The sequence below is a fragment of the Kitasatospora sp. SolWspMP-SS2h genome (assembly GCF_003259315.1).
Taxonomy (GTDB): domain Bacteria; phylum Actinomycetota; class Actinomycetes; order Streptomycetales; family Streptomycetaceae; genus Kitasatospora; species Kitasatospora fiedleri.
Genome location: NZ_QLLT01000003.1, coordinates 271,096 through 297,355, shown reverse-complemented (window position 1 = coordinate 297,355; position 26,260 = coordinate 271,096). Strand labels below are relative to the sequence as shown.

Here is a 26,260-nt window from a genome sequence, read left to right as displayed (position 1 = left end):
GGCGCGCGGACGGCCTGCTGGACTTCCTCGGCCGGGCCGACGACCAGGTCAAGATCCGCGGCTACCGGGTCGAGCCCGGCGAGATCGAGGACGCGCTGACCGCCCACCCGGGCATCGCCCAGGCCGCCGTCGTGGTGCGGGAGGACACCCCGGGCGTCAAGCGCCTGGTCGCCTACCTGGTCGGCACCGCCGAACCGGACGAGGTGCGCACCGCGCTGGCCGCCCGGCTGCCCGCGTACATGGTGCCCTCGGCGCTCGTGGTGCTGGACGCCCTGCCGCTGACCGTCAACGGCAAGCTCGACCGCCAGGCGCTGCCCGCCCCGCAGAGCGGCGGCGGCGAACGCGCCCCGCGCGGGGCCCGCGAGGAGATCCTGTGCGGCGTGTTCGGCGAGGCGCTGGGCCTCGCCGAGGTCGGGCCCGAGGAGAACTTCTTCGACCTCGGCGGCCACTCGCTGCTCGCCGCCCGCCTGATCGCCCGGGTCCGCAAGACGCTCGGCGGCGCGCTGACCGTCCGCGACCTGTTCGAGGCCCCCACCGCCGCCGCCCTGGCCCACCGCCTGGACGGCGCGGCCGACACCCGCCCCGCCCTGACCCGCCGCACCCGCCCCGCCGACCTGCCGCTCTCGCACGCCCAGCGCCGGATGTGGTTCCTGCAGAACCTCGACGGCGACGGCGCGACCTACAACGTCCCGCTGGTCGTCCACGTCACCGGCCCGCTCGACCGGGACGCGCTGCGCACCGCCGTCCGCACCGTCAGCGAGCGGCACGAGAGCCTGCGCACCGTCTTCACCGAACGCGACGGCTCGGTGTTCCAGCAGGTCCTGGACGCCCCGGCCGCCGCCGAGGCGATCGAGGTCCGGACGGTCACCGCGGCCGGGCTCGACGCCGCCGTGCAGGCCGCCGTCCGCCGCGGCTTCGACCTCGCCACCGAGCGGCCGCTGCGCGTCACCGTGCTCGAACTCGGGCCCGAGGAGCACGTGCTGGTGCTGCTGTTCCACCACATCGCGGGCGACGAGTGGTCGATGAACCCGTTCGTCGAGGAGCTCACCGCCGCCTACACCGGCACCGAACTCCCGCCGCTCGCCCTCCAGTACGCCGACTACACGCTCTGGCAGCAGGAACTGCTCGCCGAGGGGCCCGGCAGCCTGCTGGAGCGCCAGCTCGACCACTGGCGGCAGGCCCTGGCCGGGCTGCCGGAGGAGCTGGCCCTCCCGCTGGACCACCCGCGCACCCCCGTCGCCGCCCACCGGGGCGACACCGTGTACGGGCAGGTCCCGCCCGCCGTCTACCGGGGCCTGCGCGCGGCCGCCCGGGCCACCGGCACCACCACCTTCATGCTGCTCCAGGCCGCCGTCGCCACCCTGCTGCACCGCCTGGGCGCGGGCGAGGACATCCCGCTCGGCGCCCCCGTCGCGGGCCGCTCGGACAGCGGACTGGACCGGCTGGTCGGCTTCTTCGTCAACACCGTGGTGCTGCGCACCGACCTGTCCGGCGACCCGACCTTCGCCGAACTGCTGGGCCGGGTCCGGGAGTTCGACCTGGCCGCGTTCGCCCACCAGGACCTCCCGTTCGACCGCCTGGTGGAGGCCGTCAACCCGCCCCGGGTGCCCGGCCGGCACCCGCTGTTCCAGGTGATGCTCGGCTACCAGCACAGCGACGGGCAGGCCGGCCGCCTGCTCGGCCTGGAGAGCCGGATCGTCCCGAGCGAGCTGGGCGCGGCCAAGTTCGAACTCGACTTCAACTTCGAGGAGACCTCCGCCGCCGAGGAGATCGACATCGCCTTCGAGTACGCCGCCGACCTCTACGACCGCGGCACCGCCGAAGCCCTGCTCGAACGGCTGCTCGCCGTGCTCGCCCAGGTCGCCGAGGACCCGCACCGCCGGGTCGGCAGCCTGGACGTGTTGACGGCGGGGGAGCGGGAGTTGCTGGCCGGGTGGGCTTCGACGGGGCGGGAGTTGCCGTCGGCGTCGGTGGCGGAGTTGTTGGCGGAGCGGGCGGTGTCGGTGCCGGGGGAGACGGCGCTGGTGTTCGGGTCGGAGTCGTGGTCGTACGCGGAGTTGGATGCGCGGGTGGACCGGTTGGCGCGGTTGTTGGCGGCGCGGGGGGCTGGTCCGGAGACGGTGGTGGCGTTGGGGTTGCCGCGGTCGTTGGACATGGTGGCGGCGCTGTTCGCGGTGTTGCGGGCGGGTGCGGCGTACCTGCCGCTGGAGTTGGACTACCCGGCGGACCGGCTGGCGTTCATGGTCGAGGACACCGCCCCCGTCGTCCTGGTCACCCACAGCACCGCCCTGCCCCGGATGCCGTTCACCCCGGGCGTGCCCCGCCTGCTGCTGGACGACCCGGCGGTGGTCGCCGAGCTGGCCGCGCTGCCGGCCGAGCCGTACCGGGTGCCGTACGACCCGGACGCCGCCGCGTACGTGATCTTCACCTCGGGTTCGACGGGCCGCCCCAAGGGGGTGGTGACGCCGTACCACGGTCTGACCAACATGCAGTTGAACCACCGCGAGGCGATCTTCGATCCGGTGGTGGCCTCGGCCGGCGGCCGTCGCCTGCGGATCGCCCACACGGTGTCGTTCTCCTTCGACATGTCGTGGGAGGAGCTGCTCTGGCTGGTCGAGGGCCACGAGGTGCACGTCCTGGACGAGGCGCTGCGCCGCGACGCGGAGGCGCTCTCCGCGTACTGCGCCGAAGAGCGAGTGGATGTCATCAACGTGACACCCTCTTACGCGCAGGCGCTGGTCGAGTGCGGCCTGCTGGACGAGGGGCGGCACCGGCCGGTGCTGGTGCTGCTCGGCGGCGAGGCGGTGGCCGAGACGCTGTGGACGCGCCTGTCCGAGACGCCGGGCGTGATGGGCTACAACCTGTACGGCCCGACCGAGTACACCATCAACACCCTGGGCGGCGGCACGCTCGACTCGGCCACCGCCACTGTCGGCCGGCCGATCTGGAACACCGTCGCCCACGTGCTGGACGCCCACCTGCGCCCGGTCCCGGTCGGCGTCGCGGGCGAACTCTACGTCTCCGGTGTCGGCCTGGCGCGCGGCTACCTGAACCGTCCGGGCCTGACCGCCGAACGCTTCGTCGCCGACCCGTTCGGCGCGCCGGGCGCCCGGATGTACCGCACCGGCGACGTGGTCCGCTGGCGCGCCGACGGCTTGCTGGACTTCCTCGGCCGGGCCGACGACCAGGTCAAGATCCGCGGCTACCGGGTCGAGCCCGGCGAGATCGAGGACGCGTTGACCGCACATCAGGACGTCGCCCAGGCGGCGGTCGTGGTGCGGGAGGACACGCCGGGGGTGAAGCGGCTGGCTGCCTACCTGGTGCCAGGTGAGGGTACCCTTATCTCGGCCGCTGCGATCCGTCGTACGCTGGCCGCCCGGCTGCCTGCGTACATGGTGCCCTCGGCCTTCGTGGTCCTGGACGCCCTGCCGCTGACCGTCAACGGCAAGCTCGACCGCAAGGCGCTCCCCGCGCCCCGGGCCGAGGACTTCACCGCCGACGGTGAGCGGCGCGCCCCGCGCTACCCGAGCGAGCGGGCGGTGCACGCGGCGTTCGCCGAGGTGCTCGGGCTGCCCGAGGTCGGCATCGACGAGAACTTCTTCGACCTCGGCGGCCACTCGCTGCTGGCGATGGAACTGCTCCAGCGCCTGCGCACCGACTTCGAGGGGGACCTGCGCCTGCCCGACCTGCTGACCCGGCCCACCGTCTCGGCCCTCGCCGAGTTCCTGGTCGACCGGCTGGTCGACGCCGCGCTCGGCGGCCCGCCCTCCTGCTCCGCCTGACCCGCCGCCCCCCGCCCGCCACCGTCCCGCACCACCTGCACCACCCGCACCACCCGCCCCGCACCACCCGCGACGAGGAGAACACCCCGATGGCTTCCACCAACCCGTTCGAGGACGACGACGCCCGCTACCTGGTGCTGGTCAACGACGAGAACCAGCACTCGCTGTGGCCCGCCTTCGCCGAGGTCCCGGCCGGCTGGCGCACCGTCCACGGCGAGGACACCCGGGAGGGCGCCACCGCGTACGTCGACGCGCACTGGACCGACCTGCGCCCCGCCAGCCTGGTCGCCCGCACCGCCTGACCTCCCCTCCCGCCAGCAGCCCGCCGCGAGGGGGCGGCCCGCCCACCCGGGCCGCCCCCTCCGCCGCGCCCCGCGAACCCGCTACCCGACGGATGGCCAACGCCGTGAGCACCCACCAGCCAGCCCCCGCCGCCGGCCCGCCCGACGGCGACCCCGCCGGCCCCGACCCCACCGCCGTCGACGGCCGCACCCCCGGGGAACCCGACGGCGACGGCCCCACCCCCGACGGCCGCACCCCCGACGGTCCCGCGCCGACCGGTCCCGCGCCGACCGGTCCCGCGCCGACCGGTCCCGCCCCGGACGGCCTCACCCCCGACGACCTCGCCGACGAGGACCTGCCGCCCACCGCGCTCTCCGCCGAGCGCCGCCGCCGGGCCAAGGCCCTGCTGCGCGGCGCGCTGCGCCCGCACCGGGCCACCGTCGCCGCCGCGATGACCGCCGCCGCGATCCGCCAGCTCGCCCTGCTCGCCGTCCCGTGGTGCGTGCAGAAGGCGCTGGACGACGGCCTGGAGAAGCACGACAGCGGCGCCCTGCTGCGCTGGGCGGCCGCCACCGCGCTCGCCGCGCTGGTCCAGTTCGCCGGCCTGTACGGCTGGCAGTACTGGGCCGGGTACGCGGACGCCAAGGTCGGCGCCGACCTGCGCGGGCGGCTGCTGCGCCACCTGGCCGGCCTGGACCGGGCCGCGCTCGCCGCGCGCGGCCACGGCGACCTGGCGATGCGCGCCACCCGGGACACCGACCTGGTCCGCGAGTGGGTGCACGGCCTGGCGATCTGGGTGGTGCTCGGCACCACCTTCCTCACCGTGCTGCCCGCGATCGGCGCGCTCGACCTGAGCCTGCTGCTGGTCACCCTGGCCACCCTGCCGTTCCTGGTCTGGGTCAACCTGTACTACCCGCGCCGGTTCGCCGCCGCCTCCGCCGACCTGGCCGCCGCCCACGGCCGCCGGGCCGACGCCGTCGCCGACCTGCTCCAGCTCGGCACCGGCCTGCGCGGCACCGGCGGCCACCGCCCGCTGGTCGACCGGCACCACACCGCCAGCGCCGAGGTCACCCGGCGCACCGTCACCGCCGCCCGGATCGAGGCCGGCTGGGCCGCCGTCGCCCCGCTGGTGCCGCGGCTGGCCGTCGCCGCCGGGGTCGGCCTCGGCGGCCTCGCCGTGCTGGACGGGCACCTGACCGTCGGCGGACTGGTCGCCTTCACCAGCTGGATGGCCATCGTCACCCTCGCCACCCGGGTCCTGGTCGACCGGCTGCTCGAACGCGGCCAGGCCGACGTGGCCGCCGCCCGGATCGACGAGGCGCTGTCCATCGGCGCGGGCGTCACCGACCCGGCCGAGCCGGTGGAGCTGCCGGCGGCGGGCGCGCTGGAGTTCACCGGGGTACTCGCCCGGCGGGACGGCAAGACCGTCCTCGGGCCGGTCGAACTGGCCGTCGCCCCGGGCGAGTTCGTCGCTCTGCACGGCGCCACCGGCGCGGGCAAGAGCACCCTGCTGCGGCTCGGCGTCCGCCTCGACGACCCCGACGAGGGCACCGTCCGCTACGGCGGCACCGACCTGCGCGCCGCCCGCCTGGACGAGGTCCGGGCCCGGATCGCCTACGTCGCCCAGCGGCCGGTGCTGCTCTCCGGCACCGTCGCCGACAACCTGCGCCTGGGCCGCGACCTCCCGCCGGAGGCGCTCGAACGGGCCTGCCGCACCGCCGGGCTGCACGACCAGCTCGCCGCCATGCCCGACGGCTACGCCACCGAACTCGGCGAGGGCGGCACCGCGCTGTCCGGCGGCCAGGTCCAGCGCCTGGCCCTCGCCCGCGCGCTGCTCGGCGACCCCGCCGTGCTGCTGCTCGACGACGCCACCTCCGCGCTCGACACCGCCACCGAGGCCCTGGTCCTGGAGCGGCTGCGCGCCTGGGCCGATGGCCGCCGCACCCTGCTGTTCGCCACCCACCGCGCCGCCGTGCTGGCCGCCGCCGACCGGGTGGTCGAACTCCACGCCCCCCGGACCGGCGCCCCGTCCGGCGACCCCGCCCCGTCCGGCGACCCCGACCCGTCCGGGACCGGCGGCCCGCCCCGCGAACCCGACCCGTCCGGGATCGCTGCCCCGTCCGGCACCGCCGGCCCGACCGGCACCGACGGCGTGTCACCGAACCTCGTGGAGGCCACCCGTGGCTGATCAGCCGCTGCTGCGCGAGGAGGCCGACGAGCGCGGTGTGCTGCGCCGCGCCCTGCCCTACCTGCGCCCGCACCGGGTCCGGCTCGCCGTCGCGCTCGGCGTCGGACTCGCCGACTCCGCCGCGCTGGTGGCGGTCGCCCCGCTGGTGGGCCTGGCCACCGCCGCGCTGTTCCACCGGGACCGGGGCGGGCTCGGCCTGGCCGTCGCCCTGCTCGCCGGGCTCGCCGCCGTCCAACTGGTGCTGGCCCGGGTCGGCGAGCTGCTGCTGATCCGCAGCGGCGAGGACGTGGTGCGCACCCTGCGCGAGCAGGCGGTGGAGAACCTGGCCACCGCGCCGCTGCGCTTCCTGGAGACCCACCGTAGCGGCGACCTGCTGCGCCGGGCCACCGGCGAGGTGGCCGCGCTGGCCGCGTTCGTCCGGCTGCACCTGCGCAACCTGGTCTCCGCGCTGGCCACCCTCGGCTTCACGCTGGCCGTGCTGGCCGGGTACTCCTGGCAGCTGCTGCTGGTCCAGCTGGTGGTGTTCCTGCCGCCCACCCTGCTGGTGACCCGCTGGTTCCAGCGCGACGCGGCGGCGGCGTTCGGCGGCAAGGCGAGCGCCGAGGCCACCGTCGCGGCCACCTTCACCGAGACGCTGACCGCCCGCGAGGCGCTCCAGACCTCGCGCGGCCTGACCGGCTGGACCCGGCGCTTCGACCGGGAGAACCGGCACGCGGTGCGGGCGGCCCGGCGGGCGCTGCGGGTGGAGAACCGGATCGACCTGGTCAGCCTGGTCGAGGGCCTGGCGCTGGTCGCCCTGCTCGCCGTCGGCGGCTGGCTGGTCACCCGGGACGCGATCGGCGTCGCCACCGTGGTGGTGTTCGTGGTGGCCAGCCGCAACCTGTTCGATTCGTTCACCGACCTCTCGCAGCTGGTCGGCGAGGTCGCCACCGCCCGCACCGGCCTGGCCCGGCTGCTCGACCTGCTCTCCGCGACCACCGCCGCCGCGCCCGCCGAGGAGGTCGACGACCTGCCCGAGCGCGGCGAACTGCGCTGCGAGGGCGTCGACTTCGGCTACCGCGCGGACGGCCCCGACCTGCACGGCGTCACCCTGGCGTTCCCGCCCGGCAGCCGGACCGGCGTGGTCGGCGAGACCGGCTCCGGCAAGACCACGCTCTCCAAGCTGCTGTGCGGCCTGTACGCCCCCGACGCGGGCCGGGTGACCTTCGCCGGCGCCCCGCTGGCCGAGCTGCCCGAGCGGCAGCTGCGCCGCCGGATCGTGCTCGTCCCGCAGGAGGTGCGGCTGGTCACCGGCACCGTCGCGGAGAACCTGGCGCTGGTGCGCGGCGAGCCCGACCGGGCGGCGATCGAACGGGCGGTGGAGCGGCTCGGCCTGACGCGGTGGCTGGACGGCCTGGGCGGCCCGGACGCCGAGGTCGGGCAGCGCGGCGCCCGGCTGTCGGCGGGGGAGCGGCAGATCCTCGGCGTGGTGCGCGCGGTGCTGGCCGACCCGGCGGTGCTGGTGCTGGACGAGGCCACCGCGGACATCGACCCGGTCACCGCCGCCCGGCTGGAGCACGCCCTGGACGAACTGCGCGCCGACTGCACGCTGATCGTCATCGCGCACCGCCCGGCCACCATCGCCCGGCTGCCCCGGGTGGTCCGGCTGGACGCCGGGCGGGTGGTCGCTGACCGGCTGTCAGCGGACGCGGCGGCGGGGGCGGGTCACCCTTCCCGCGAGGAGAAGGTTAGGCTAGCCTAAGCGCAGGCGCACGCTGTCGCCGCCGCACTCCGCCCCCGCCGGGGGCACGGGTGCGGCGGCGCGCGGCACCCCGGCCACCACCGATCGAATGGGCTGACCGATGACCACCACCACGACCGTGCCCCCGCGGATGCGGATCGTCCGCCACCCGCTCAAGTACCGCCTGCTGGACGTCAAGCGGGTCCAGCGGATCACCCCCGGCACGGTCAGGGTCACCTTCGCCGGCGACGCCCTCGACGGCTTCTGCGAACAGGCCCCCACCGACCACGTCAAGCTCTGCTTCGCCGCGCCCGGCCACGACCTGCCGACCGAGCCCGTGGTCGAGAACGACACCTGGATGGACGCCCCCGTGGAGCCCATCACCCGGGACTACACGATCCGCCAGTACCGGCGCGAGGCCCGCGAACTCGACATCGACATGGTGCTGCACGGCACCGGCGTCGGCTCCGGCTGGGCCGCCGCCGCCCGGCCCGGCATGAAGCTCGGCGTGTTCGGGCCGCGCGGCTCCGAGGAGATCGACTTCGTCCACGACTGGTACCTGCTCGGCGCCGACGAGACCGCGCTGCCCGCGCTCGCCCGCTGGCTGGAGATGCTGCCCGCCGGCGTCAAGGTGCTCGCCTTCGCCGAGGTCCCCGGCCCCGAGGACGAGCAGCACCTCCCCACCGCCGCCGACGCCACCGTCGTCTGGCTGCACCGCGGCGCCGCCGCCCCCGGCACCACCGACCACCTCGAACGCGCCGTGCGCGCCGCCGAACTGCCGCCCGGCATGGGCTTCGCCTGGATCGCCGGCGAGGCCCACACGCTCCGCCCGATCCGCCGCCACCTGCGCAACGAACGCGGCCTCGGCCGCGACCAGGTCGACGTCGACGGCTACTGGAAGCGCGGCACCGCCAACCACGACCACCACGAGGACGAGCACACCCCGCACGCATGAGCACGCACGTCTCCGCCCGGCCGGTCGCCAAGCCCCGCCGCGCCGCCACCACCGCCGCCCGCCGCACCGCGTGGCTGTTCGGCGCCCTCGCCCTGCTCGCCGTCCTGGCCGTCCTCTCGCTGGGCGTCGGCGCCCGCGCCATCGCCCCCGGGCAGGTGCTGCACGTCCTGCTGCACCGCGACCCGACCGGCGAGGACTGGATCGTCGTCCACCACTCGCGCATCCCGCGCACCCTGCTCGGCATCACCGTCGGCGCGGCGCTCGGCATCTCCGGCGCGATGATGCAGGCCCTCACCCGCAACCCGCTCGCCGACCCCGGCCTGCTCGGCATCAACGGCGGCGCCGCGGCCGCCGTCGCCGCCGGCACCGCCCTGTTCGACCTGCGCACCTTCCACGCCTTCGTCTGGTTCGCGCTGCTCGGCGCCGCCGTCGCCGCGTTCGTCGTGCAGCTCCTCGGCGGCAGCGGCCGGGCCTCCGCCACCCCCGCCCGGCTCGCCCTGGCCGGCACCGCCGTCACCGCCGTGCTCACCGCCTTCGTCAACGCCCTGGTGCTGCTCGACCCGCTCACCCTCAACCGCTTCCGCTACTGGCAGATCGGCACCTTCGCCGGCGTCGACTCCGCCGCCGTCGGCCAGGTACTGCCGTTCCTGCTGGTCGGCGGGGTGCTCGCGCTGCTGCTCGGCCGCCCGCTCAACGCGCTCGCCCTCGGCGACGACACCGGCCACGCCCTCGGCGCCCACCCCGGCCGCACCCGCGCCCTCAGCCTGCTCGCCATCACCCTGCTGTGCGGCGCCGCCACCGCCGCCGTCGGCCCGATCGCCTTCGTCGGCCTCGCCGTCCCGCACCTGGCCCGCCGCCTCTGCGGCCCCGACCAGCGCTGGATCATGCTGCTCTCGGCGGCCCTCGCCCCCGTCCTGCTGCTCGCCTCCGACGTCCTCGGCCGGCTCCTGCTCCGCCCCGCCGAACTCCAGGTCGGCGTGGTCACCGCCTTCCTCGGCGCCCCGCTCTTCATCGCGCTGGTGCGCGGCCGGAGGATCGCTCGCCTGTGAACCCCACCCCCGTCGTCGACGCCCCGCCCGCCACGCCCCCGGCCCGCCCGCTGCCGATCCGGTCGCTGCCGCTGCCCGGCGGGCGCTCGCTGCGCTGGCACCCGCGCGCCACCCTGGTGGCCGGACTGCTGCTGCTCGCCCTGCTCGGCACCGCCGCGTGGACCCTCACCGCCGGCGACTACCCGCTGCCGGTCCGGGACGTGCTCGACGTCCTCGGCGGCGGCGGACGGCGCGCCGACCGCTACATCGTCATGGAGGTGCGGCTGCCCCGGCTGCTCACCGCGCTGCTGGTCGGCGCGGCGCTCGGGCTCGCCGGGTCACTGTTCCAGACCCTGGCCCGCAACCCGCTGGGCAGCCCCGACGTCATCGGCTTCACCGTCGGCTCGGCGACCGGCGCGCTCGTCGTCATCCTGCTGATCGGCGGCGGCGCGGCCACCGTCGCCGGCGGGGCGGTGGCCGGCGGGCTGGCCACCTCGGTGCTGGTCTACCTGCTGGCCCGGCGCGGCGGCACCCAGGGCTACCGGCTGGTCCTGGTCGGCATCGGCGTCTCCTCGCTGCTCGCCTCGCTCAACGCCTACCTGATCGCCCGGGCCTCGTTCAGCGACGCCCAGAGCGCCGCGGTCTGGCTCACCGGCAGCCTCAACGCCCGCGGCTGGGAGCACTGCACGCCGATGGCGCTCGCCCTGCTGGTCCTGCTGCCCGCCGCGGTGCTGCTCGGCCGCCCGCTGCGGATGCTGGAGATGGGCGACGACACCGCCGCCTCGCTGGGCGTGCGCACCGAGGCCGTCCAGGCCTGGCTGGTGCTGATCGGCGTCGCGCTCACCGCCGCGGCGACCGCCGCCGCCGGGCCGGTCCCGTTCGTCGCGCTGATGGCCCCGCAGGCCGTCCGCCGCCTCACCCGCGCCACCGGCCCCAACCTGCTCGGCTCGGCCCTGCTGGGCGCCCTGCTGCTGGCCCTCTCCGACCTGGCCGCGCAGCGGCTGCTCGCCCCCACCCAGCTGCCGGTCGGCGTGCTGACCGGCGTGGTCGGCGGCGGCTACCTGCTCTGGCTGATCGTCCGACAGTGGCGGCGCACCGCCTGAGCCGGCACCGCCACCGCCCGCCTCGCCCCGGACCCGCCCCGGACCGCCCCGCGCCCGCTCAGCCCGCGGGGCGGGCGGCCAGCTCGCGGGACAGGAACGCCACCGCCTGCGCGACCAGGCCCGGCACGTCCGGGTACCCGGTGAAGCAGTGCCCGGCGCCCTCGACCGGCACCAGCACCGAGCGGGCGCCCGCCGCGCGCAGCCGCTCGTGCAGCGCCTCGGACTGGGCGAACGGCACCTGCTCGTCCCGCACCCCGTGCACCAGCAGGAACGGCGGCGCGCCCGGCCCGACCCGCCGGGCCGGGCTGGCCAGTGCGGCCGCCTCCGGCAGCTCGGCGGCCGGGCCGCCCAGCAGCCGGGTGATCGGGGAGTCCGGCCCGTCGTGGCCGAGGGCGGCCAGGTCGGTGGGCGGGTACCAGCAGACCGCGGCCGCCACCGCGTCCGTGGTGAGCGCCGCCAGCGCCCCCAGCGTCGCGCCCGCGGACTCGCCCCACACCCCGAGCCGGTCGACGTCCAGCCCCAACTCCCCGGCGTACGCCCGCAGGTAGCCCAACGCGGCCGTCACGTCGTCCAGCTGGGCCGGGAAGACGGCCTCGCCGGAGAGCCGGTAGTCGACCGTCGCGACCGCGACGCCCGCCGCCACCAGCGCCTCGAACACCGCGCCGGGCCGCACCGTGTCCGGCAGGTAGCGGCGGTCGCCGGCCCGGAACGCGCCGCCGTGCAGCCACACCACCACCGGGAACGGCCCCGCCCCGGCCGGCACGTGCAGGTCCAGCAGCAGCGGCCGGAAGCCGGTGCGCAGCGCGTAACTGACGCCGTGCCGGGTCAGGCCCCCGGACGGCGAGGGGACGGGGGCGACGGGCGGCAGCGAGAGATCCATACCGGCCCGCAGCGCCCCCGCCCCGCCGTTCATTCCCGCCCCGGCCGCCGTCTCACCGGCCGAACAGCCGGGCCGCGTTGTCGTGGCAGACCGCGCGCAGCCAGGCGGCGCCCAGGCCGAGGCGCTCCAGGGCGCGGAGCTGGTGCAGGTACGGGTAGGGGATGTTGGGGAAGTCGGTGCCGAGCAGGACGCGGTCGCCGAGGCCGGCGAGGCGGGGCAGCAGCCCGCGGGGGAAGGGCATCAGGTCCTCGGTGAAGTCGGTGAACGCCATGGTGGTGTCCAGGTGGACGCGCTCGTGGCGGTCGGCCAGGTCGAGGAACTCCCGGTACTCGGGCATCCCCAGGTGGGCGACCACCAGGGTCAGCCGGGGGTGCCGGGCCAGCACCCGGGCGACCGGCTCCGGCCCGGTGTGCGCGCCGGGCGCCGGGCCCGAACCGCAGTGGACCACCACCGGCGTGCCGGCCTCCGCGAGCAGGCCCCACGCGGCGTCCAGCCGCGCGTCGGCCGGGTCGTAGCCGCCGACCTGCACGTGCGCCTTGAACACCCGCGCCCCGGCCTCCAGCGCCTCCCGGACGTACCCCGCCACGCCCGGCTCCGGGTACAGCGTCGCGGTGTGCAGGCAGTCGGGCGTGCGCCCCGCGAACTCCGCCGCCCAGCCGTTCAGCCAGCCCGCCATGCCCGGCTTGTGCGGGTACAGCAGCGAGGTGAACGCCCGGACCCCGAACTCCCGCAGCAGCGCGGTGCGTTCGTCCTCCGCGCGGCGGTAGGTGATCGGCCAGCCGCGGGCGCCGATCAGCGGCCCGTGGGCGTCGAAGTACGCCCAGACCTTCCGCAGCACCCGCTCCGGCATGAAGTGCGTGTGCACGTCGATCAGCCCGGGCAGCCCCAACCCGCCCCAGAACCGCCGCACTTCGGCGGCCTCCGGGTCGCACCCCGTCCGCGCCGGACCCATCGGGACCCCTCTCCGCCCGCCGCGCCCGCGGGACACCGCTCCGACCGTACGCGCCCCGGGCCCGGCCCGGGGCCGCGGGGTCAGAGCAGGCGGCGGTAGACCCGGGAGCCGCGGGCGGGGTCGAGCGCGGCGGACCAGGACGGGGGCGCGGCGGAGGCGGGGATCTCGGCGAAGCCGTGGTGCCGGAAGACCGCGCCGTCGCCGGTGGTGGCGGTGACCACGGCGGTCAGCGCGGTGCGGCGGGCGTGCGCCAGGACGGCGGTGATCAGCAGGCCGCCCAGCCCCAGGCCCTGCCGGCCGGCGCGCACGCAGAGGTTGTGCAGGACGCCGGTGGGCGGGTGGCCGGGGTCGGGGTCCAGGACGCGCAGCGCGGCGCAGGCGTCCGGGGCGGCGGCGCCCCGGACGACCAGGAAGGTGTCCGCGGCGTGCCGGTAGTCGGCGGGGGTGCGGGCGCGCAGCGCCCCGGAGCGGATGAACGGCAGCGACAGCTCGTACAGGGCGCGGGCGTCGCGGAAGTCGGTGCGCACCGCGACGGGGGAGAGGGCGGCGGCGGTCATCGCGGCGCGGGCGGGACGACCAGCGGGGTGCCGGTCCGCGGGTCGGGGACGACCTGGCCGGGCAGGTCGAACACCCGCCGGACCAGGTCGGCGGTGACGATCTCGCCGGGCGGCCCCTCGGCGACCACGGCGCCGTCGCGCAGCGCGATCAGGTGGGTGGCGTACCGGGCGGCCTGGTGGAGGTCGCGCAGCACGACGACCAGGGTGCGGCCCTGCTCGCGGCGGAGCCGGGCGCACAGGTCGAGGACCTCGACCTGGTGCGCGACGTCGAGGAAGGCGGTGGGTTCGTCGAGCAGCAGCAGCGGGGTCCGCCGGGCGATCGCCACGGCCAGCCAGACCCGCTGGCGCTGCCCGCCGGACAGCTCGTCGACGGAGCGGTCGGCGAGCGCCTCGACGCTGGTGGCGGTCATCGCGTCGCAGACGATCCGCCGGTCCTCGGGCGACCACCGGCGCAGCAGCCCCTGCTGCGGGTAGCGGCCGCGGGCGACCAGGTCGGCGACGGTGATGCCCCCGGGCGCGGTCGCGCTCTGCGGCAGCAGGCCCATCCGGCGGGCCAGCTGCCGGGCCGGCAGGGTGGCGATCCGCCCGCCGTCCAGCAGCACCTGCCCGGCGGCCGGCCGCACCTGCCCGGCGAAGGCCCGCAGCAGGGCGGACTTGCCGCAGGCGGCCGGCCCGACGATCACGGTGAACGAGCCGTCCGGGACGCCCACCGTCAGGTCGGCGGCGGCCGGCCGGCCGCCGTACCGCGGGGTGACCCCGGCGGCCGGCGGCCGGGCGGCGGGGAGCGTCACGACACCCCCTCCGGGGCCGGCTCCGCCGCCCCCACCTGGGCCAGCAGCCGCGCGGTGTCCAGGACGACGGCGCACTTCCCGGCCGTCCAGCGCAGCGCCTCGCGGTGCTGCTCGGCGGAGAAGTCCGCGACGGCGTCGGCGACCACGAACGCCTGGAGGTCGCGCTGCCAGGCGTCGGCGGCGGTCATCTGCACCCCGATGTGGGCGTACACGCCGACGATGACCAGCTGGTCGCGGCCCAGCTCGGCCAACTGCTCGGCCAGGTCGGTGCGGACGAACGCGCTGTACTTCCACTTCAGCACCAGCCGGTCGCCGGGCTCGGGCGTGACGGCGGCGGGCATCGCCTGGGCGTGCTCGTCGGCGGGCAGGCCGGGGCCCCAGAAGTCCAGTTGCAGGCCGCGCTGTTTGGGCGTCTGGCCGCCGCGCTGGTGCGAGTAGAACACCGGCAGCCCGGCCGCCCGGGCGGCGGCGAGGATGCGCGCGGTGTGGGCCAGCACGGGCTCCAGCGGCGGCCCGGCGGCCGGGAAGGCCCCCAGGAAGTAGTGCTGGAGGTCGTGCACCAGGACGGCGGCCCGGGCCGGGTCGACCCGCCACGGCACGCGGCTCGGCGGCAGCTCGGCAGGCAGCTCGTAGGGGGCGATGGCGGGAAGCGCCACGGGGTGGGTCCTCTCTGACGGGCCTGACGCGTCCGGCGGACGGTCAGCTCTGGTGGGCGCGCAGGTCCTTCTTGCTGACCTTGCCGATGCCGGTGGACGGGAAGGCCGCGACGAACTCGACCCGGTCCGGCACCTTGTACCCGGCCAGCCCGGCGGCCCGCACGAACGACTTCAGCTCGACCGGCCGGGGCCGCTCGGCGCCCGGACGGAGGATCACGTACGCGCAGGACCGCTCGCCGAGGAACTCGTCGGGCTCGGCCACCACCGACGCGTCGTGCACCGCCGGGTGCGCCAGCAGCACGTTCTCCACCTCCTCGGCGGCGACCTTCTCGCCGCCCCGGTTGATCTGGTCCTTGGCCCGGCCCTCCACCACCAGGTGCCCGGTGGCGGTGCGGCGGACGATGTCGCCGGTGCGGTAGAAGCCGTCGGCGGTGAACGAGCGGGCGTTGTGCTCCGGGGCCCGCCAGTAGCCGCGGATGGTGTACGGGCCGCGGGTGAGCAGGTGGCCGGCGGTGCCGTCGGGCAGGTCGCGGTCCTCGTCGTCGACCACCCGGACCTCGTCGTCCGGGGAGATCGGACGGCCCTGGGTGGTCAGCACGGTGTGCTCGTCGTCCTCGGGGCGGGTGTAGTTGACCAGGCCCTCCGCCATCCCGAACACCTGCTGGAGGCGGCAGCCCAGCGCCGGGCCGAGCCGGCGCGCGGCCTCCTCGCTGAGCTTGGCCCCGCCGACCTGGAGCAGCTCCAGGCTGGACAGGTCCGGCCCGTCCGGCCCGGCGGCCTCGGCGGCGCCCGCCCAGGCCAGCGCGAGCGGCGGCACCACGCCGGTCAGCGTGACCCGCTCGCGGGCGATCAGGCCGAGCGCGGTGGCCGGGCTCGGGTCGGGGGCCAGCACCACCCGGCCGCCCGCGAAGAAGGTGCCGAGCGTGCCGGGCGAGGACAGCGGGAAGTTGTGCGCCGCCGGGAGCGCGCACAGGTACACCGACTCCGGCGAGAGCCCGCAGATCCCGGCGGACGCCCGGACGCTGTACAGGTAGTCGTCGTGGCAGCGCGGGATCAGCTTCGGCAGGCCGGTCGAGCCGCCGGACAGCTGGAGGAAGGCCAGGTCGCCGGGGTCCGGCGGGGCGGGCAGCGGCGCGTCCGCGGGGGCCCGCAGCTCGGCCAGCGGGGAGAACGGCCCCGGCTCGCCCACCACGAACACCTCCAGCGGCTGCGGCACCGCCGCCCGGACCTCGGCCGCCAGCACCCGGTGGTCGAAGCCCTCGTGGCGGTCGGGCACGAACAGCGCCCGGGCCTCGGCGAACTCGCAGAAGTACCCGATCTCGGAGCGCCGGTGCGCGGGCAGCGCCATCACCGGCACCACCCCGGCCCGCAGCGCGCCGAAGAACACCTCGAAGAACTCCGCCACGTTCGGCAGTTGCAGCACCACCCGGTCGCCTCGGCGCAGCCCGCGCGCCGCCAGCCCGGCCGCCAGCCGGTCGGCCCGGGCGTCCAGCTCGGCGTAACTCCACCGCCGGTCCCGGTCGGTGACCGCGATCCGCTCCGGCGTCGCGGCGGCGTGCCGCCGGATCATCGCGTCCAGCAGCTCGCCGGTCCAGTACCCGGCGGCACGGTGACGGGCGGCGGCCTCGGGCGGGTACAGGTTCATCGGACGTCCTCCGGCGGGCAACTCGACTGGATGGGCGGGGAATCGGCCGCCGTGACGGTACCGGGCCCGGCACCGGCCCCGGCACCCGCCCCGGCGTCGGTGTCGGTGCGGCTCTCGGCCCCGGCGTGCATTCCGGCTCCGGCGCCGGCCCGGGGGCCGGTCTCGGACCCGGTGTCGTGCTGGCGCAGGCCGGCGTCCAGCAGGCGGCCGTTCCAGCGCCGGGTGACGGCCTCGTCGGGGTGGGGGCTCACCGGGTGTCCGCCAGGCCCACCGCGTGCAGGAAGGTGCGGAACTTGGCGGCGGTCTCGGCGAGTTCGAGCTCCGGGTCGGAGGCGGCGACCACGCCCGCGCCCGCGAACAGGCGCAGCCGGTCGCCGTCGGCCTCGGCGCAGCGCAGGGTGACCACCCATTCGCCGTCGCCGGAGGCGTCGCCCCAGCCGACCACGCCCGTGTACAGGCCCCGGTCGAAGGGCTCCAGTTCGCCGATCGCGGCCCGGGCGTGCGCGGTGGGGGTGCCGCAGACCGCCGGGGTCGGGTGCAGGGCGAGGGCCAACTCCAGCGCGCTGGTGGCGGGTTCGCGCAGGACGCCGGTGACGGTGGAGGACAGGTGCCACATCGCGGCGGTGCGCAGCAGGGACGGCCGCTCCGGCGCGACCAGCTCGGTGCAGAACGGGGCGAGCGCGGCGCGGACCGCGTCGACCACGAAGGCGTGCTCGGCGAGGTCCTTGGCGGACTCCAGCAGCGCCTCGGCGCGCCGCCGGTCCTCCACCGGGTCGGCGCTGCGGGCGGCCGACCCGGCCAGCGGGTTGGAGACCACCCGGGTGCCGCGCCGCGACACCAGCAGCTCCGGGCTGGCGCCGATCAGGGTGGCGGTGCCGCCGGCCGGCACCGCGAAGGTGTAGCCGTGCGGGTCGCGGTGCACCAGCCGGGCCGCCATCGCGGCCAGGTCGCTCCCGCCGGGCGCGGTCAGCTCCAGGGTGCGGGCCAGCACCACCTTCTCCAGCGGCGAGTCGCCGGCCAGCCGGCGCACGGCCTCCGCGACCGCCGCCCGGTACCCGTCCGGTTCCGGCACCGGGCGGCGGTGCCAACGCCCTTCGCCGGTGCGGTCGGTGGCCAGCGGGACCCCGGACGGCGGCGGTACCGGCCCGGCCCGGCGGACCCGGTCGGGGACGAACAGCCGGGCGGGCGCGGCCGGGTCGAACGGGATCGCGCCGATCAGCAGCCGCTCCCCGCCGTCGGGCCGGACCTCGGCGAGCACCCGCCCGGCCGCCGCCGGGTCGTCGACCGTGCGGTGCACGCCCTCGGCGAGCAGGGTGCGGGTGGGCGTGGCGAGCAGGGCCCGGTCCGGTCCGGGACGGTACGCGGCCAGCAGGTCGCTGCCGGGCAGGTCGCCGGGTAGCGGACCGGCGCCGCCGGAGGCGGTACTAGTGGCGGGCGGCCGGAGCTCGGAGGCCGTGGTCATGCTGCTGCTCCGTTCCGCCGACGCGGGGCGCGCGCCGGCACTGCGAGGGCGGGAGGATGGCGGAGGGGGAGGAGGAGGGGAGTCCGGGTCGGGGCGGGACGTGGCGGAGCGGCCCGGGGCGGTCGCGGGAGGACCGCCGCACGGACCAGCGGGGCCCTCCGGCCGGGCCGGGGCGTGCCGCGCCTGGCGCGCCGGGCGGGTCAGGCCCGCAGCGTCGCGCCGCCGTCCACGTACAGGTCGTGCATGGTGATGTGCCGGGCGCGGTCGCCGGCCAGGAAGGCGACGGCCTCGGCGACGTCCCCGGGGTCGGCGATCCGGCCGAGCGGGATGCCGACCCGGTAGCTGCCCGGGTCGCCCTCCAGGACGCGGCGTTCGGCGTCGGGGTCGGTCCACAGCGAGCGCTGCATGGCGGTGTCGGTGGAGCCGGGGGAGACCAGGTTGCAGCGCACCCCGGCGGCGGCGAGCTCCAGGCCCAGGCAGCGGACGTACATGGTGGTGGCGGCCTTGGACGCGGCGTACGCGGCCATGCCGGTGCGCGGGACGCCGGCGGCGTTGGAGCCGACGGTGACGATGCTGCCCCGGCCGCGCTCGGCCATCCGGCGCCCGACGGCGCGGCAGGTGTGGAAGACGCCGGTGGTGTTGACGTCGAAGGAGTGCTGCCAGTCGGCGTCGGTGAGCTCCAGCGCGGGCGCCACGTGCAGCACGCCCGCGACGTTCACCAGCACGTCCACCGGGCCGACTTCGCGCTCCACGCGTTCCACCAGCGCCTCGACGGCGGCCCCGTCGGTGACGTCCAGCCGCTGCACGGCGTCCGGACCGGTCGCCAGGCCGCCGGCCGCACCGCCGTCCGCGCCGCTGCCGCCGCTGCCGCCGCTGCCGCGCAGGTCGCAGCCGACCACCCGGGCGCCGCGCGCGGCGAGCAGGGCGGCCACGGCCGCGCCGATGCCCTGGGCGGCGCCGGTGACCAGCGCGACCCGCCCCTCGAAGCTGTCCCCGGCACCGAGGACGGCGCCGGGCGCGGGGCCGGTGGCGGGCCCGGCGGCGGTGGCCGCGGCGGCGGGGGCGGGTATGCGGGTGGTGAACGGCATGGGGGTGCTCCCGGGTGTACGGATGCGGCGGATCGGAGGACCCCGACCCACTTAGGTTAGGTTAGCCTAATCATGCTTCCCGGGCCGCCCCGCGACCACCCTGCCCCGACGCCGGACTGACCGCCCGTCACCCCCGCCCCCGCCGGCCGCGCGCTCGCGGACCGGATTCCGGGAAGGGGCTGGTCAAGCGTCCTCCGGCTGCGCAGCATGGGTACCCGTCGGTACACCCCGTCCAGGAGGCCCCCTTGTCGCGCGATCCGCTCCCGCTCAGCCACTCCTCCGGCCCGTCCGCGGTGCCGCTGCTCGGCGACACCATCGGGGCCGACCTCGACCGGGCGGTGCGGGCCTTCCCGGAGCGGGAGGCGCTGGTCGAGTGCGCCACCGGCCGGCGCTGGACGTACGCCGAGTTCGCCGCCGACGTGGACGCGGTGGCGCTCGGGCTGCGCGCGCGGGGCGTGGGCCGGGGCGACCGGGTGGGCATCTGGGCGCCGAACCGGGCCGAGTGGACGCTCACCCAGTACGCCACCGCCCGGCTCGGCGCGATCCTGGTGACGATCAACCCGGCGTACCGCGCGCACGAGGTGGAGTACGTGCTGGTGCAGGCGGGGGTGCGGCTGCTGGTGGCCGCCGAGCGGTTCCGGTCCTCCGACTACGCGGGCATGATCGCCGAGGTGCGCCCGCGCTGCCCGGAGCTGGCCGGGGTGGTGCTGCTGGACGGTCCGGACTGGCCGGACCTGCTGGCCGCCGGGCGGGCCGGCGACCGGGCCGAACTGGCGACGATCGAGCGGGAGCTGAGCGCCGACGACCCGATCAACATCCAGTACACCTCGGGCACCACCGGCTTCCCCAAGGGCGCGACGCTCTCGCACCGCAACATCCTGAACAACGGCTACTTCGTGGGCGAGCTGTGCGGCTACACCGAGCGGGACCGGATCTGCCTCCCGGTGCCGTTCTACCACTGCTTCGGCATGGTGATGGGCAACCTCGCGGCCACCTCGCACGGCGCCTGCACGGTGATCCCGGCCCCGACCTTCGACGCCGCCGCCACGCTCGCCGCGGTGGCCGCCGAGCGGTGCACCTCGCTGTACGGGGTGCCGACCATGTTCATCGCCGAGCTGGCCGACCCGGGCTTCGACGGGTACGACCTGTCCAGCCTGCGCACCGGCATCATGGCGGGCGCCCCGTGCCCGACCGAGGTGATGAAGGGCGTGATGGACCGGATGGGCATGGCCGAGGTGTCGATCTGCTACGGCATGACGGAGACCTCCCCGGTCTCCACCCAGACCCGGGCCGACGACCCGGTCGAGCGCCGGGTCTCCACCGTTGGCCGGGTCGGGCCGCACCTGGAGGTCAAGGTGGTCGATCCGGCCACCGGCCGCACCGTCCCGCGCGGCGAGCCCGGCGAACTGTGCACCCGCGGCTACTCGGTGATGCTCGGCTACTGGGCCGAGCCGGAGAAGACCGCCGAGGCGGTCGACGCCGACGGCTGGATGCACACCGGCGACCTGGCGGTGATGGACGCGGAGGGGTACCTCTCCATCACCGGCCGGATCAAGGACATGGTGATCCGCGGCGGCGAGAACGTGTACCCGCGCGAGATCGAGGAGTTCCTGTACGCCCACCCGGACGTGCTCGACGTCCAGGTGATCGGGGTGCCCGACGCGAAGTACGGCGAGGAGCTGATGGCCTGGGTGCGGATGCGCGAGGGCGCGCCGCCGCTCACGGCCGAGGCGGTGCGCGCATTCTGCACCGGACGGCTGGCCCACTTCAAGGTCCCGCGCTACGTGCACGTGGTCGACGAGTTCCCGATGACGGTCACCGGCAAGGTCCGCAAGGTCGAGATGCGCGAGCTGGCGGCGGCGATCCTGGCCGGCTGAGCCCCGCCGCCACCGCCCGGGGCCCGGCCCTCCGCCGGGCCCGGCCGGACCGGTCACGTCACGGGTCTTGACGCCCCTCTTTTCTCAGACGTTAAATCTCGGCGTGAAGTAAGCGGGCCGGTTCGGGAGCTGACGCGCCGTCGGCGTTCCGTCCGGTCCCGGCCGTCCTCCCCGGATCCCACCAGACGGGTGTGCACCCCCATGAACCGAGCTCCCCGGTACCGCAGATACGGCCTCGCGGCCGCCGCCGCGACCGCCCTGGTCGCGGCCCTCGTCGCCCCCACCACCCAGGCCGTCGCGGCCCCCGTGCCGCCCGGCGGCGGCAGCCTCGGCGAGAACGCGATCGTGCTCGACCCGAGCATGCCCAAGGCCCAGATCCAGGACCGGCTGAACGCCCTCGCCCAGGCCCAGGCCGGCAACGAGTTCGGCCCCCAGCGCTACGCGGTCCTGTTCAAGCCCGGCACCTACGGCACCGCCGCCGACCCGCTGGTCTTCCCGGTCGGCTTCTACGAGAGCGTGGCCGGCCTCGGCCGCAACCCCGGCGACGTGGTGATCAACGGCTCCGTCAACGTGTACAACCAGTGCGTCGGCGGGGACCAGTCGCAGTGCTACGCCACCACCAACTTCTGGCGCTCGCTCAGCAACCTGACCGTCAACGTCGCGGGCCAGAGCGGCTGTTACGGCAACACCGACTTCTGGGCGGTCTCCCAGGCCGCGCCGCTGCGCCGGGTCCGGCTGAACGGCAACGTGACGCTGATGGACTACTGCACCGGCTCGCCCTCCTGGGCCAGCGGCGGCTTCATCGCCGACTCCGAGTTCACCGGCGCCACCGTGGTCAACGGCTCCCAGCAGCAGTTCTTCACCCGCACCAGCAGCCTGGACGGCTGGAGCAACGGCGTCTGGAACCAGGTGTTCTGCGGCACCGAGGGCGCCCCCGCGCAGTCCTTCTCCACCGACCCGGCCGCCGCCCCCTACACCACCCTGGACACCTGCCCGGTCACCCGCGAAGCCCCCTACCTCTACCTGGACGACCGCGGCCGGTACCGGGTGTTCGTGCCCGCCGTGCGGCGCGACTCGCGCGGCACCAGCTGGGCGGACGGCGCCACCCCCGGCCGCTCGATCTCCCTGGACGACTTCTACGTGGTCCGCCCCGGCGCCGACGTCAAGCAGATCAACGCCGCCCTGAAGGCCGGCCGCCACCTGCTGCTCACCCCCGGCGTCCACCAACTGCCCGACGCGATCAAGGTCACCCGCCCCGGCACCCAGGTCGTCGGCCTCGGCTTCGCCACCCTCGTCCCGACCAAGGGCAACGCCGCGATCAAGGTCGACGACGTGGACGGCGTCAACGTCTCCGGCCTGATCATCGACGCGGGGGAGAAGAAGTCCAAGGTGCTGATGCAGGTCGGCGACCGGGGGAGCGACGACTCGCACCGCAACGACCCGATCGCGCTGTCCGACGTGTTCTTCCGGGTCGGCGGCGCGCTGAACGGCGCGGCCGACACCGCGCTCGAGGTCAACAGCGACGACACCCTGATCGACGACGCCTGGATCTGGCGCGCCGACCACGGCGCCGGCGGCGGCACCTGGACCGGCGCCCGCAGCGACACCGGACTGGTCGTCAACGGCGACCGGGTCACCGCCACCGGCCTCGCCGTCGAGCACTTCCAGAAGACCGAGGTCGAGTGGAACGGCGAGCACGGCAAGGTGGTGTTCTTCCAGAACGAGAACCCCTACGACGTGCCCAACCAGGCCGCGTGGATGGCGAGCAAGAAGCAGAAGGGCTACCCGGCGTTCGCCGTCGGCCCGAAGGTGAAGACCTTCGAGGGCTGGGGCATGGGCAGCTACTCCTACTTCAACCAGGGCGTCGACATCCGCAACTCGATGGCCTTCCAGGCCCCGAGCACCCCGGGCGTCACGTTCCACGACCTGCTGACCGTCTTCCTCAACGGCTCCGGCGGCATCGACTCGGTGATCAACGGCACCGGCCGCGCCGTCGACCCCGCCTTCGGCGGCCCCAGCAACGTCGTCTCCTACCCGTGACGACTCCTACCCGTGACGACCCGCTGACCGCCGGTCCCTCCGGCCGCTCGTCCCGCTGACCGACCCTCCGAACGGCGGCGCTCCCAGGAAACACTCAGGAATGCCGTCGTTCGGCCCAATACGCCGATCTCCGGTCTGACGGATGGTCAGGTTGGCGTGTCTTCGGAAGAAGGCCACCGACCGTTCGTCAGAGGAGACCACGCCTTGTCTCGTCCCCGTCCCACCCGGCGCGCCCTGATCGCCACCTCCGCCTTCGTGGCCGCCGCGAGCACCCTGGCCGTCCCGGCCGCGTACTCCACCGACAGCCGCCCCGCCGCCCCCCACCAGCGGATCACGGCGGCGACCACCATCACCGAGAACCGGCTGCCCTTCACCACCCGTTTCGAGGGCGACTTCCACGGCAGCATCACCCACATCAGCAACACCCTGATGACCTGCGACGAGACCCAGCCCCCGGTCGACCCGGCCCAGGCCCCCTGCGCGCAGGCCCGCAACGGGGACGGGTCGCGCCCGATCAACAACAACTTCCAGATGAAGTACATCAACATCGACGGCCCCGGCCACATCGGCCCGCTCGGCGACCCGATCTACTCCTCCAGCTCCGCCGACCTCCATATCCCCGAGGACGCCACCGTCAAGTTCGCCCGCCTCTACTGGGGCGGCACCCGCGGCATCGGCAGCACCGTCCTGCCCGAGAGCCAGATCGACGAGATCTACTTCAAGTTCCCCGGCGACGTCCAGTACACCAACATCGCCAACCAGCAGCCCTCCATCGGCTACATCACCACCGACGACGAGAGCAGCTACCAGGCCTCCGCCGACATCACCGAGCAGGTCCGCAACCACGGCTCCGGCACCTACGAGGCCGCCGACATGGACTCCGTCGTCAAGGCCCACAGCTGGGGCGGCTGGACGGTCGTCGTCGCCTACGAGCGCGAGTGCGAGCCCCTGCGCCACCTGCACGTCTGGGACGGCTTCCAGCCCGAACTACCCAACAGCCCCGCCCTCACCGGCGTCCTGAGCGGCATCAAGACCCCCGCCAACGGCCCCGTCACCGGCCACCTCGGCTGGGTCGTCTACGACGGCGACCACAAGTGGACCGGCGACACGATGGACATGAAGTCCACCAACGGCCCGCTCACCCGCTTCTCCGACGCCCTGCACCCGGCGAACGACGCCTTCACCTCCAACCTCGACAACGCCGACCCGGCCCAGCGCTTCCCGCGCAACCCCGCCTACCCCAACTCCTTCGGCTACGACGCCAACCGCTGGGACGTCTCCCCGTACCTGCGCAACGGCGACAGCGACATCAACATCACCGTCAACACCCAGGGCGACGGCTACAACCTCGGCGTCTTCTACGCCGACGTCGACATCGACCCGGCCTCCCTCCGCGGCGTGAAGACCCAGCCCCGCTCCGCCTGGACCGGCCAGCGGTAACCGCCGCCCGGCCGGCGGTGACCGCCGCGCCGAAGCCCCTTCCCCGCCGGGGGAAGGGGCTTCGGCCGTCCGGGGGAAGCGGGGGTTCGGGCGCGCGGAAGGGGGAACCGGTCCCGGGTGGACGTGCTCGCTGTGGTGTTCGCCGTGCTCGGGGCCGCCTCCAACGCGGCCGGGACCGCCTTCCAACGGAAGGCGGCGTCCCGGGTGGCGCGGGGCGGGGGACTGCGCTTCCTGGCGGTGCTGGCCCGGGACCCGGCCTGGGTGCTGGGCATCCTCGGGGTGGCCGGGGCGGCGCTGTTCCAGGCCCTGGCCCTGGTGTTCGGGCCGCTCGCGCTGGTGCAGCCGGTCTTCGTGCTGGAACTGCCGTTCGCGCTGCTGATCGCCGCGCCGCTGCTGCACCGGCGGATCCCGCCCGCCGCCTGGGCGGGCGTCGCGGCCGTGGTCGGCGGCCTCGCGGTGTTCCTCGGGTGCGCCGCGCCCTCCGGGGCCGAGGACCACGCGCCGATGAGCCGGTGGACGCCCGTCCTGATCGGCTGCCTCGGGGCGATGGCGCTCTGCGTGGCCGCCGCCCGCGGCCGGGGCCCGGTGTTCCGGGCCGGGGCCCTGGGCGCCGCCGCCGCGATCGGCAACGCGCTGACCGCGGCCCTGCTGAAGTCCGCCACCGGCACCTTCTCCGACCACGGCCCGGCCGCCTTCCTGACCGCCTGGCAGACGTACGGCTTCGCGCTCACCGGCATCGCCGCCGTCCTGCTGCTGGAGAACGCCCTCCAGGCCGGCCCGCTGCTCGCCTCCCAGCCCGCGCTGACCATCGGCGACGCCTCGGTCAGCCTGCTGCTCGGCGTCGTCCTGTTCGACGAGGAGGTCCGCACCGGCCTGCTGCTGATCCCCGAACTCCTCGCCGTCGCCCTGGTGGCCGTCGGCGTGGTCACCCTGGTCCGGGCCGTCCCGAACATCCGCGGGACGGCGCCCTGAACCGGCCGCCGCGCCCCGCCGCAGGGCGTCCCGTGGTCCGCGCCGCGACGCGCGCCCGCACCGGGCGGCCGTTCGGGTCCACCACCACCCGGGCCGGGCCGGGGGCCGAACGGTCCGCTCCGGTCGGGTCAGTCGTCCCCGCCCGGGTGCCCCCGCTCCTTCTCCCGGGCGTGCTCCCCGCGGTGGCCGCGGACGTAGTGGACCAGCACCGCCACGACCAGCACGCCCGCCACCACCAGCGCGGCGGTCCGGCCGACCGTCCCCTCCACCCTGGTGTAGGCCGCGCCCGCGAAGTAGCCGAGCAGGACGAAGCCGACGCCCCACAGCAGGCCGCCGAGGGCGTTGAAGAGCAGGAACCGGCGGTACGGCATCCGGGACACCCCCGCCAGGGCGGGCATCAGGGCGCGGAAGAAGGCCACGAACCGGCCCAGCAGGACGGCCGCCGGGCCCCGGCGGCGGATCAGGTCCTGGGCGCGGCCGATCCGGTCCGCGTGCCGGCGCAGCGACTTGGTCTCCAGCACCCGCGGGCCCAGCCGCCGGCCCACCTCGTAGCCGACCGAGTCGCCGAGCACCGCCGCGCCCACCACCGTCACCAGGATCCAGCCCAGCGAGACACCGCCCTGGTGGGCCAGCACCCCGCCGAGCACCGCCGCGGTCTCGCCGGGCAGCACGAAGCCGAAGAACAGCGCGTCCTCGGCGAACACCAGCGCCGCCACCACCGCGTACACCACCGGCCCGGACAGGCCGCCCAGCCAGTCGGTCACCGTCCGCACCCGGACCACCTCGCTCCCGTCCCACCGTAACCCGCGCACGCGCGGCGGACCGGGACCGGACGGTGCCCG

At 75.9% G+C, this 26,260-nt stretch carries 21 protein-coding genes; 11 read left to right on the top strand and 10 right to left on the bottom strand.

All coding sequences use genetic code 11. The features are described from left to right. The 7 genes from K353_RS05455 to K353_RS05425 all read left to right on the top strand — a co-directional run. Window positions 1-3,782 (top strand): non-ribosomal peptide synthetase (locus tag K353_RS05455; RefSeq protein ID WP_199527993.1); only part of this gene is annotated, 3,782 nt, incomplete at its 5' end. Window positions 3,783-3,871: 89 nt separating this feature from the next. Continuing rightward, entirely contained in the window at window positions 3,872-4,084 is a 213-nt protein-coding gene (locus K353_RS05450; RefSeq protein WP_111552404.1) for an MbtH family protein, read from the top strand. A gap of 104 nt (window positions 4,085-4,188) precedes the next feature. After that, complete coding sequence (locus K353_RS05445) at window positions 4,189-6,252, top strand: ABC transporter ATP-binding protein (protein WP_158585345.1); 2,064 nt, start codon at window positions 4,189-4,191, stop codon at window positions 6,250-6,252. Further along, the gene (locus tag K353_RS05440; RefSeq protein WP_146616398.1) at window positions 6,245-7,993 is read left to right on the top strand and encodes an ABC transporter ATP-binding protein; all 1,749 of its coding nucleotides are present in this window, start codon (window positions 6,245-6,247) and stop codon (window positions 7,991-7,993) included. Before K353_RS05445 ends, K353_RS05440 begins: the two co-directional genes overlap by 8 nt. 100 nt (window positions 7,994-8,093) lie before the next feature. After that, a complete protein-coding gene (locus K353_RS05435) occupies window positions 8,094-8,927 on the top strand; it encodes a siderophore-interacting protein (RefSeq protein ID WP_111552401.1) in 834 nt (277 codons plus the stop codon). Next, window positions 8,924-9,976, top strand: coding sequence for an iron ABC transporter permease (locus K353_RS05430; protein ID WP_111552400.1), 1,053 nt, complete (start codon window positions 8,924-8,926; stop codon window positions 9,974-9,976). Before K353_RS05435 ends, K353_RS05430 begins: the two co-directional genes overlap by 4 nt. Beyond that, entirely contained in the window at window positions 9,973-11,058 is a 1,086-nt protein-coding gene (locus tag K353_RS05425; RefSeq protein ID WP_111552399.1) for an iron chelate uptake ABC transporter family permease subunit, read from the top strand. Before K353_RS05430 ends, K353_RS05425 begins: the two co-directional genes overlap by 4 nt. A gap of 58 nt (window positions 11,059-11,116) precedes the next feature. Here K353_RS05425 and K353_RS05420 read toward each other — a convergent pair whose 3' ends face one another. The 9 genes from K353_RS05420 to K353_RS05380 form a co-directional block, all read right to left on the bottom strand. Beyond that, window positions 11,117-11,938 (bottom strand): alpha/beta hydrolase, encoded by an 822-nt coding sequence (locus K353_RS05420; RefSeq protein WP_158585344.1) that lies wholly within the window; start codon window positions 11,936-11,938, stop codon window positions 11,117-11,119. 52 nt (window positions 11,939-11,990) lie between these two features. Beyond that, window positions 11,991-12,890: an amidohydrolase family protein gene (locus K353_RS05415; RefSeq protein ID WP_111552397.1), complete on the bottom strand. Its 900-nt coding sequence runs from the start codon at window positions 12,888-12,890 to the stop codon at window positions 11,991-11,993. A gap of 80 nt (window positions 12,891-12,970) precedes the next feature. Continuing rightward, the gene (locus tag K353_RS05410; protein WP_111552396.1) at window positions 12,971-13,447 is read right to left on the bottom strand and encodes a GNAT family N-acetyltransferase; all 477 of its coding nucleotides are present in this window, start codon (window positions 13,445-13,447) and stop codon (window positions 12,971-12,973) included. After that, complete coding sequence (locus K353_RS05405; RefSeq protein WP_111552395.1) at window positions 13,444-14,238, bottom strand: ABC transporter ATP-binding protein; 795 nt, start codon at window positions 14,236-14,238, stop codon at window positions 13,444-13,446. The genes K353_RS05410 and K353_RS05405 overlap by 4 nt, the downstream gene beginning before the upstream one ends. Continuing rightward, window positions 14,235-14,894, bottom strand: a complete 660-nt coding sequence (locus K353_RS05400) for an isochorismatase family protein (protein ID WP_111552394.1) — start codon at window positions 14,892-14,894, stop codon at window positions 14,235-14,237. The genes K353_RS05405 and K353_RS05400 overlap by 4 nt, the downstream gene beginning before the upstream one ends. A 43-nt stretch (window positions 14,895-14,937) precedes the next feature. Next, complete coding sequence (locus tag K353_RS05395) at window positions 14,938-16,539, bottom strand: (2,3-dihydroxybenzoyl)adenylate synthase (RefSeq protein ID WP_111552393.1); 1,602 nt, start codon at window positions 16,537-16,539, stop codon at window positions 14,938-14,940. Continuing rightward, the gene (locus K353_RS05390; RefSeq protein ID WP_111552392.1) at window positions 16,536-16,790 is read right to left on the bottom strand and encodes a hypothetical protein; all 255 of its coding nucleotides are present in this window, start codon (window positions 16,788-16,790) and stop codon (window positions 16,536-16,538) included. Before K353_RS05390 ends, K353_RS05395 begins: the two co-directional genes overlap by 4 nt. After that, window positions 16,787-18,001, bottom strand: a complete 1,215-nt coding sequence (locus tag K353_RS05385) for an isochorismate synthase (protein ID WP_111552391.1) — start codon at window positions 17,999-18,001, stop codon at window positions 16,787-16,789. Before K353_RS05385 ends, K353_RS05390 begins: the two co-directional genes overlap by 4 nt. 200 nt (window positions 18,002-18,201) lie before the next feature. Beyond that, window positions 18,202-19,089, bottom strand: a complete 888-nt coding sequence (locus K353_RS05380) for a 2,3-dihydro-2,3-dihydroxybenzoate dehydrogenase (RefSeq protein ID WP_111552390.1) — start codon at window positions 19,087-19,089, stop codon at window positions 18,202-18,204. Window positions 19,090-19,334: 245 nt separating this feature from the next. Here K353_RS05380 and K353_RS05375 point away from each other — a divergent pair, with 245 nt between their 5' ends. From K353_RS05375 to K353_RS05360, 4 genes are all read left to right on the top strand, one after another. Continuing rightward, the gene (locus tag K353_RS05375) at window positions 19,335-20,966 is read left to right on the top strand and encodes an AMP-binding protein (protein WP_111552389.1); all 1,632 of its coding nucleotides are present in this window, start codon (window positions 19,335-19,337) and stop codon (window positions 20,964-20,966) included. Between the two features lie 201 nt (window positions 20,967-21,167). Then, window positions 21,168-23,006, top strand: coding sequence for a hypothetical protein (locus K353_RS05370; RefSeq protein ID WP_111552388.1), 1,839 nt, complete (start codon window positions 21,168-21,170; stop codon window positions 23,004-23,006). 204 nt (window positions 23,007-23,210) lie between these two features. Then, on the top strand, window positions 23,211-24,446 hold the full coding sequence (locus K353_RS05365; RefSeq protein WP_199527992.1) for a hypothetical protein: 1,236 nt from the start codon (window positions 23,211-23,213) through the stop codon (window positions 24,444-24,446). A 117-nt stretch (window positions 24,447-24,563) separates the two neighbouring features. Next, complete coding sequence (locus K353_RS05360) at window positions 24,564-25,418, top strand: DMT family transporter (protein WP_111552387.1); 855 nt, start codon at window positions 24,564-24,566, stop codon at window positions 25,416-25,418. A 128-nt stretch (window positions 25,419-25,546) separates the two neighbouring features. Here K353_RS05360 and K353_RS05355 read toward each other — a convergent pair whose 3' ends face one another. Further along, window positions 25,547-26,191 (bottom strand): DedA family protein, encoded by a 645-nt coding sequence (locus K353_RS05355; protein WP_111552517.1) that lies wholly within the window; start codon window positions 26,189-26,191, stop codon window positions 25,547-25,549. Between the last annotated feature and the right edge of the window lie 69 nt (window positions 26,192-26,260).

Coding starts and splice junctions, on each gene's coding strand:
- K353_RS05450 (WP_111552404.1), top strand. CDS start 3,872: ATGGCTTCCACCAACCCGTTCGAGGACGACGACGCCCGCTACCTGGTG.
- K353_RS05435 (WP_111552401.1), top strand. CDS start 8,094: ATGACCACCACCACGACCGTGCCCCCGCGGATGCGGATCGTCCGCCAC.
- K353_RS05430 (WP_111552400.1), top strand. CDS start 8,924: ATGAGCACGCACGTCTCCGCCCGGCCGGTCGCCAAGCCCCGCCGCGCC.
- K353_RS05420 (WP_158585344.1), bottom strand. CDS start 11,938: ATGGATCTCTCGCTGCCGCCCGTCGCCCCCGTCCCCTCGCCGTCCGGG.
- K353_RS05415 (WP_111552397.1), bottom strand. CDS start 12,890: ATGGGTCCGGCGCGGACGGGGTGCGACCCGGAGGCCGCCGAAGTGCGG.
- K353_RS05410 (WP_111552396.1), bottom strand. CDS start 13,447: ATGACCGCCGCCGCCCTCTCCCCCGTCGCGGTGCGCACCGACTTCCGC.
- K353_RS05395 (WP_111552393.1), bottom strand. CDS start 16,539: ATGAACCTGTACCCGCCCGAGGCCGCCGCCCGTCACCGTGCCGCCGGG.
- K353_RS05385 (WP_111552391.1), bottom strand. CDS start 18,001: ATGACCACGGCCTCCGAGCTCCGGCCGCCCGCCACTAGTACCGCCTCC.
- K353_RS05380 (WP_111552390.1), bottom strand. CDS start 19,089: ATGCCGTTCACCACCCGCATACCCGCCCCCGCCGCCGCGGCCACCGCC.
- K353_RS05370 (WP_111552388.1), top strand. CDS start 21,168: ATGAACCGAGCTCCCCGGTACCGCAGATACGGCCTCGCGGCCGCCGCC.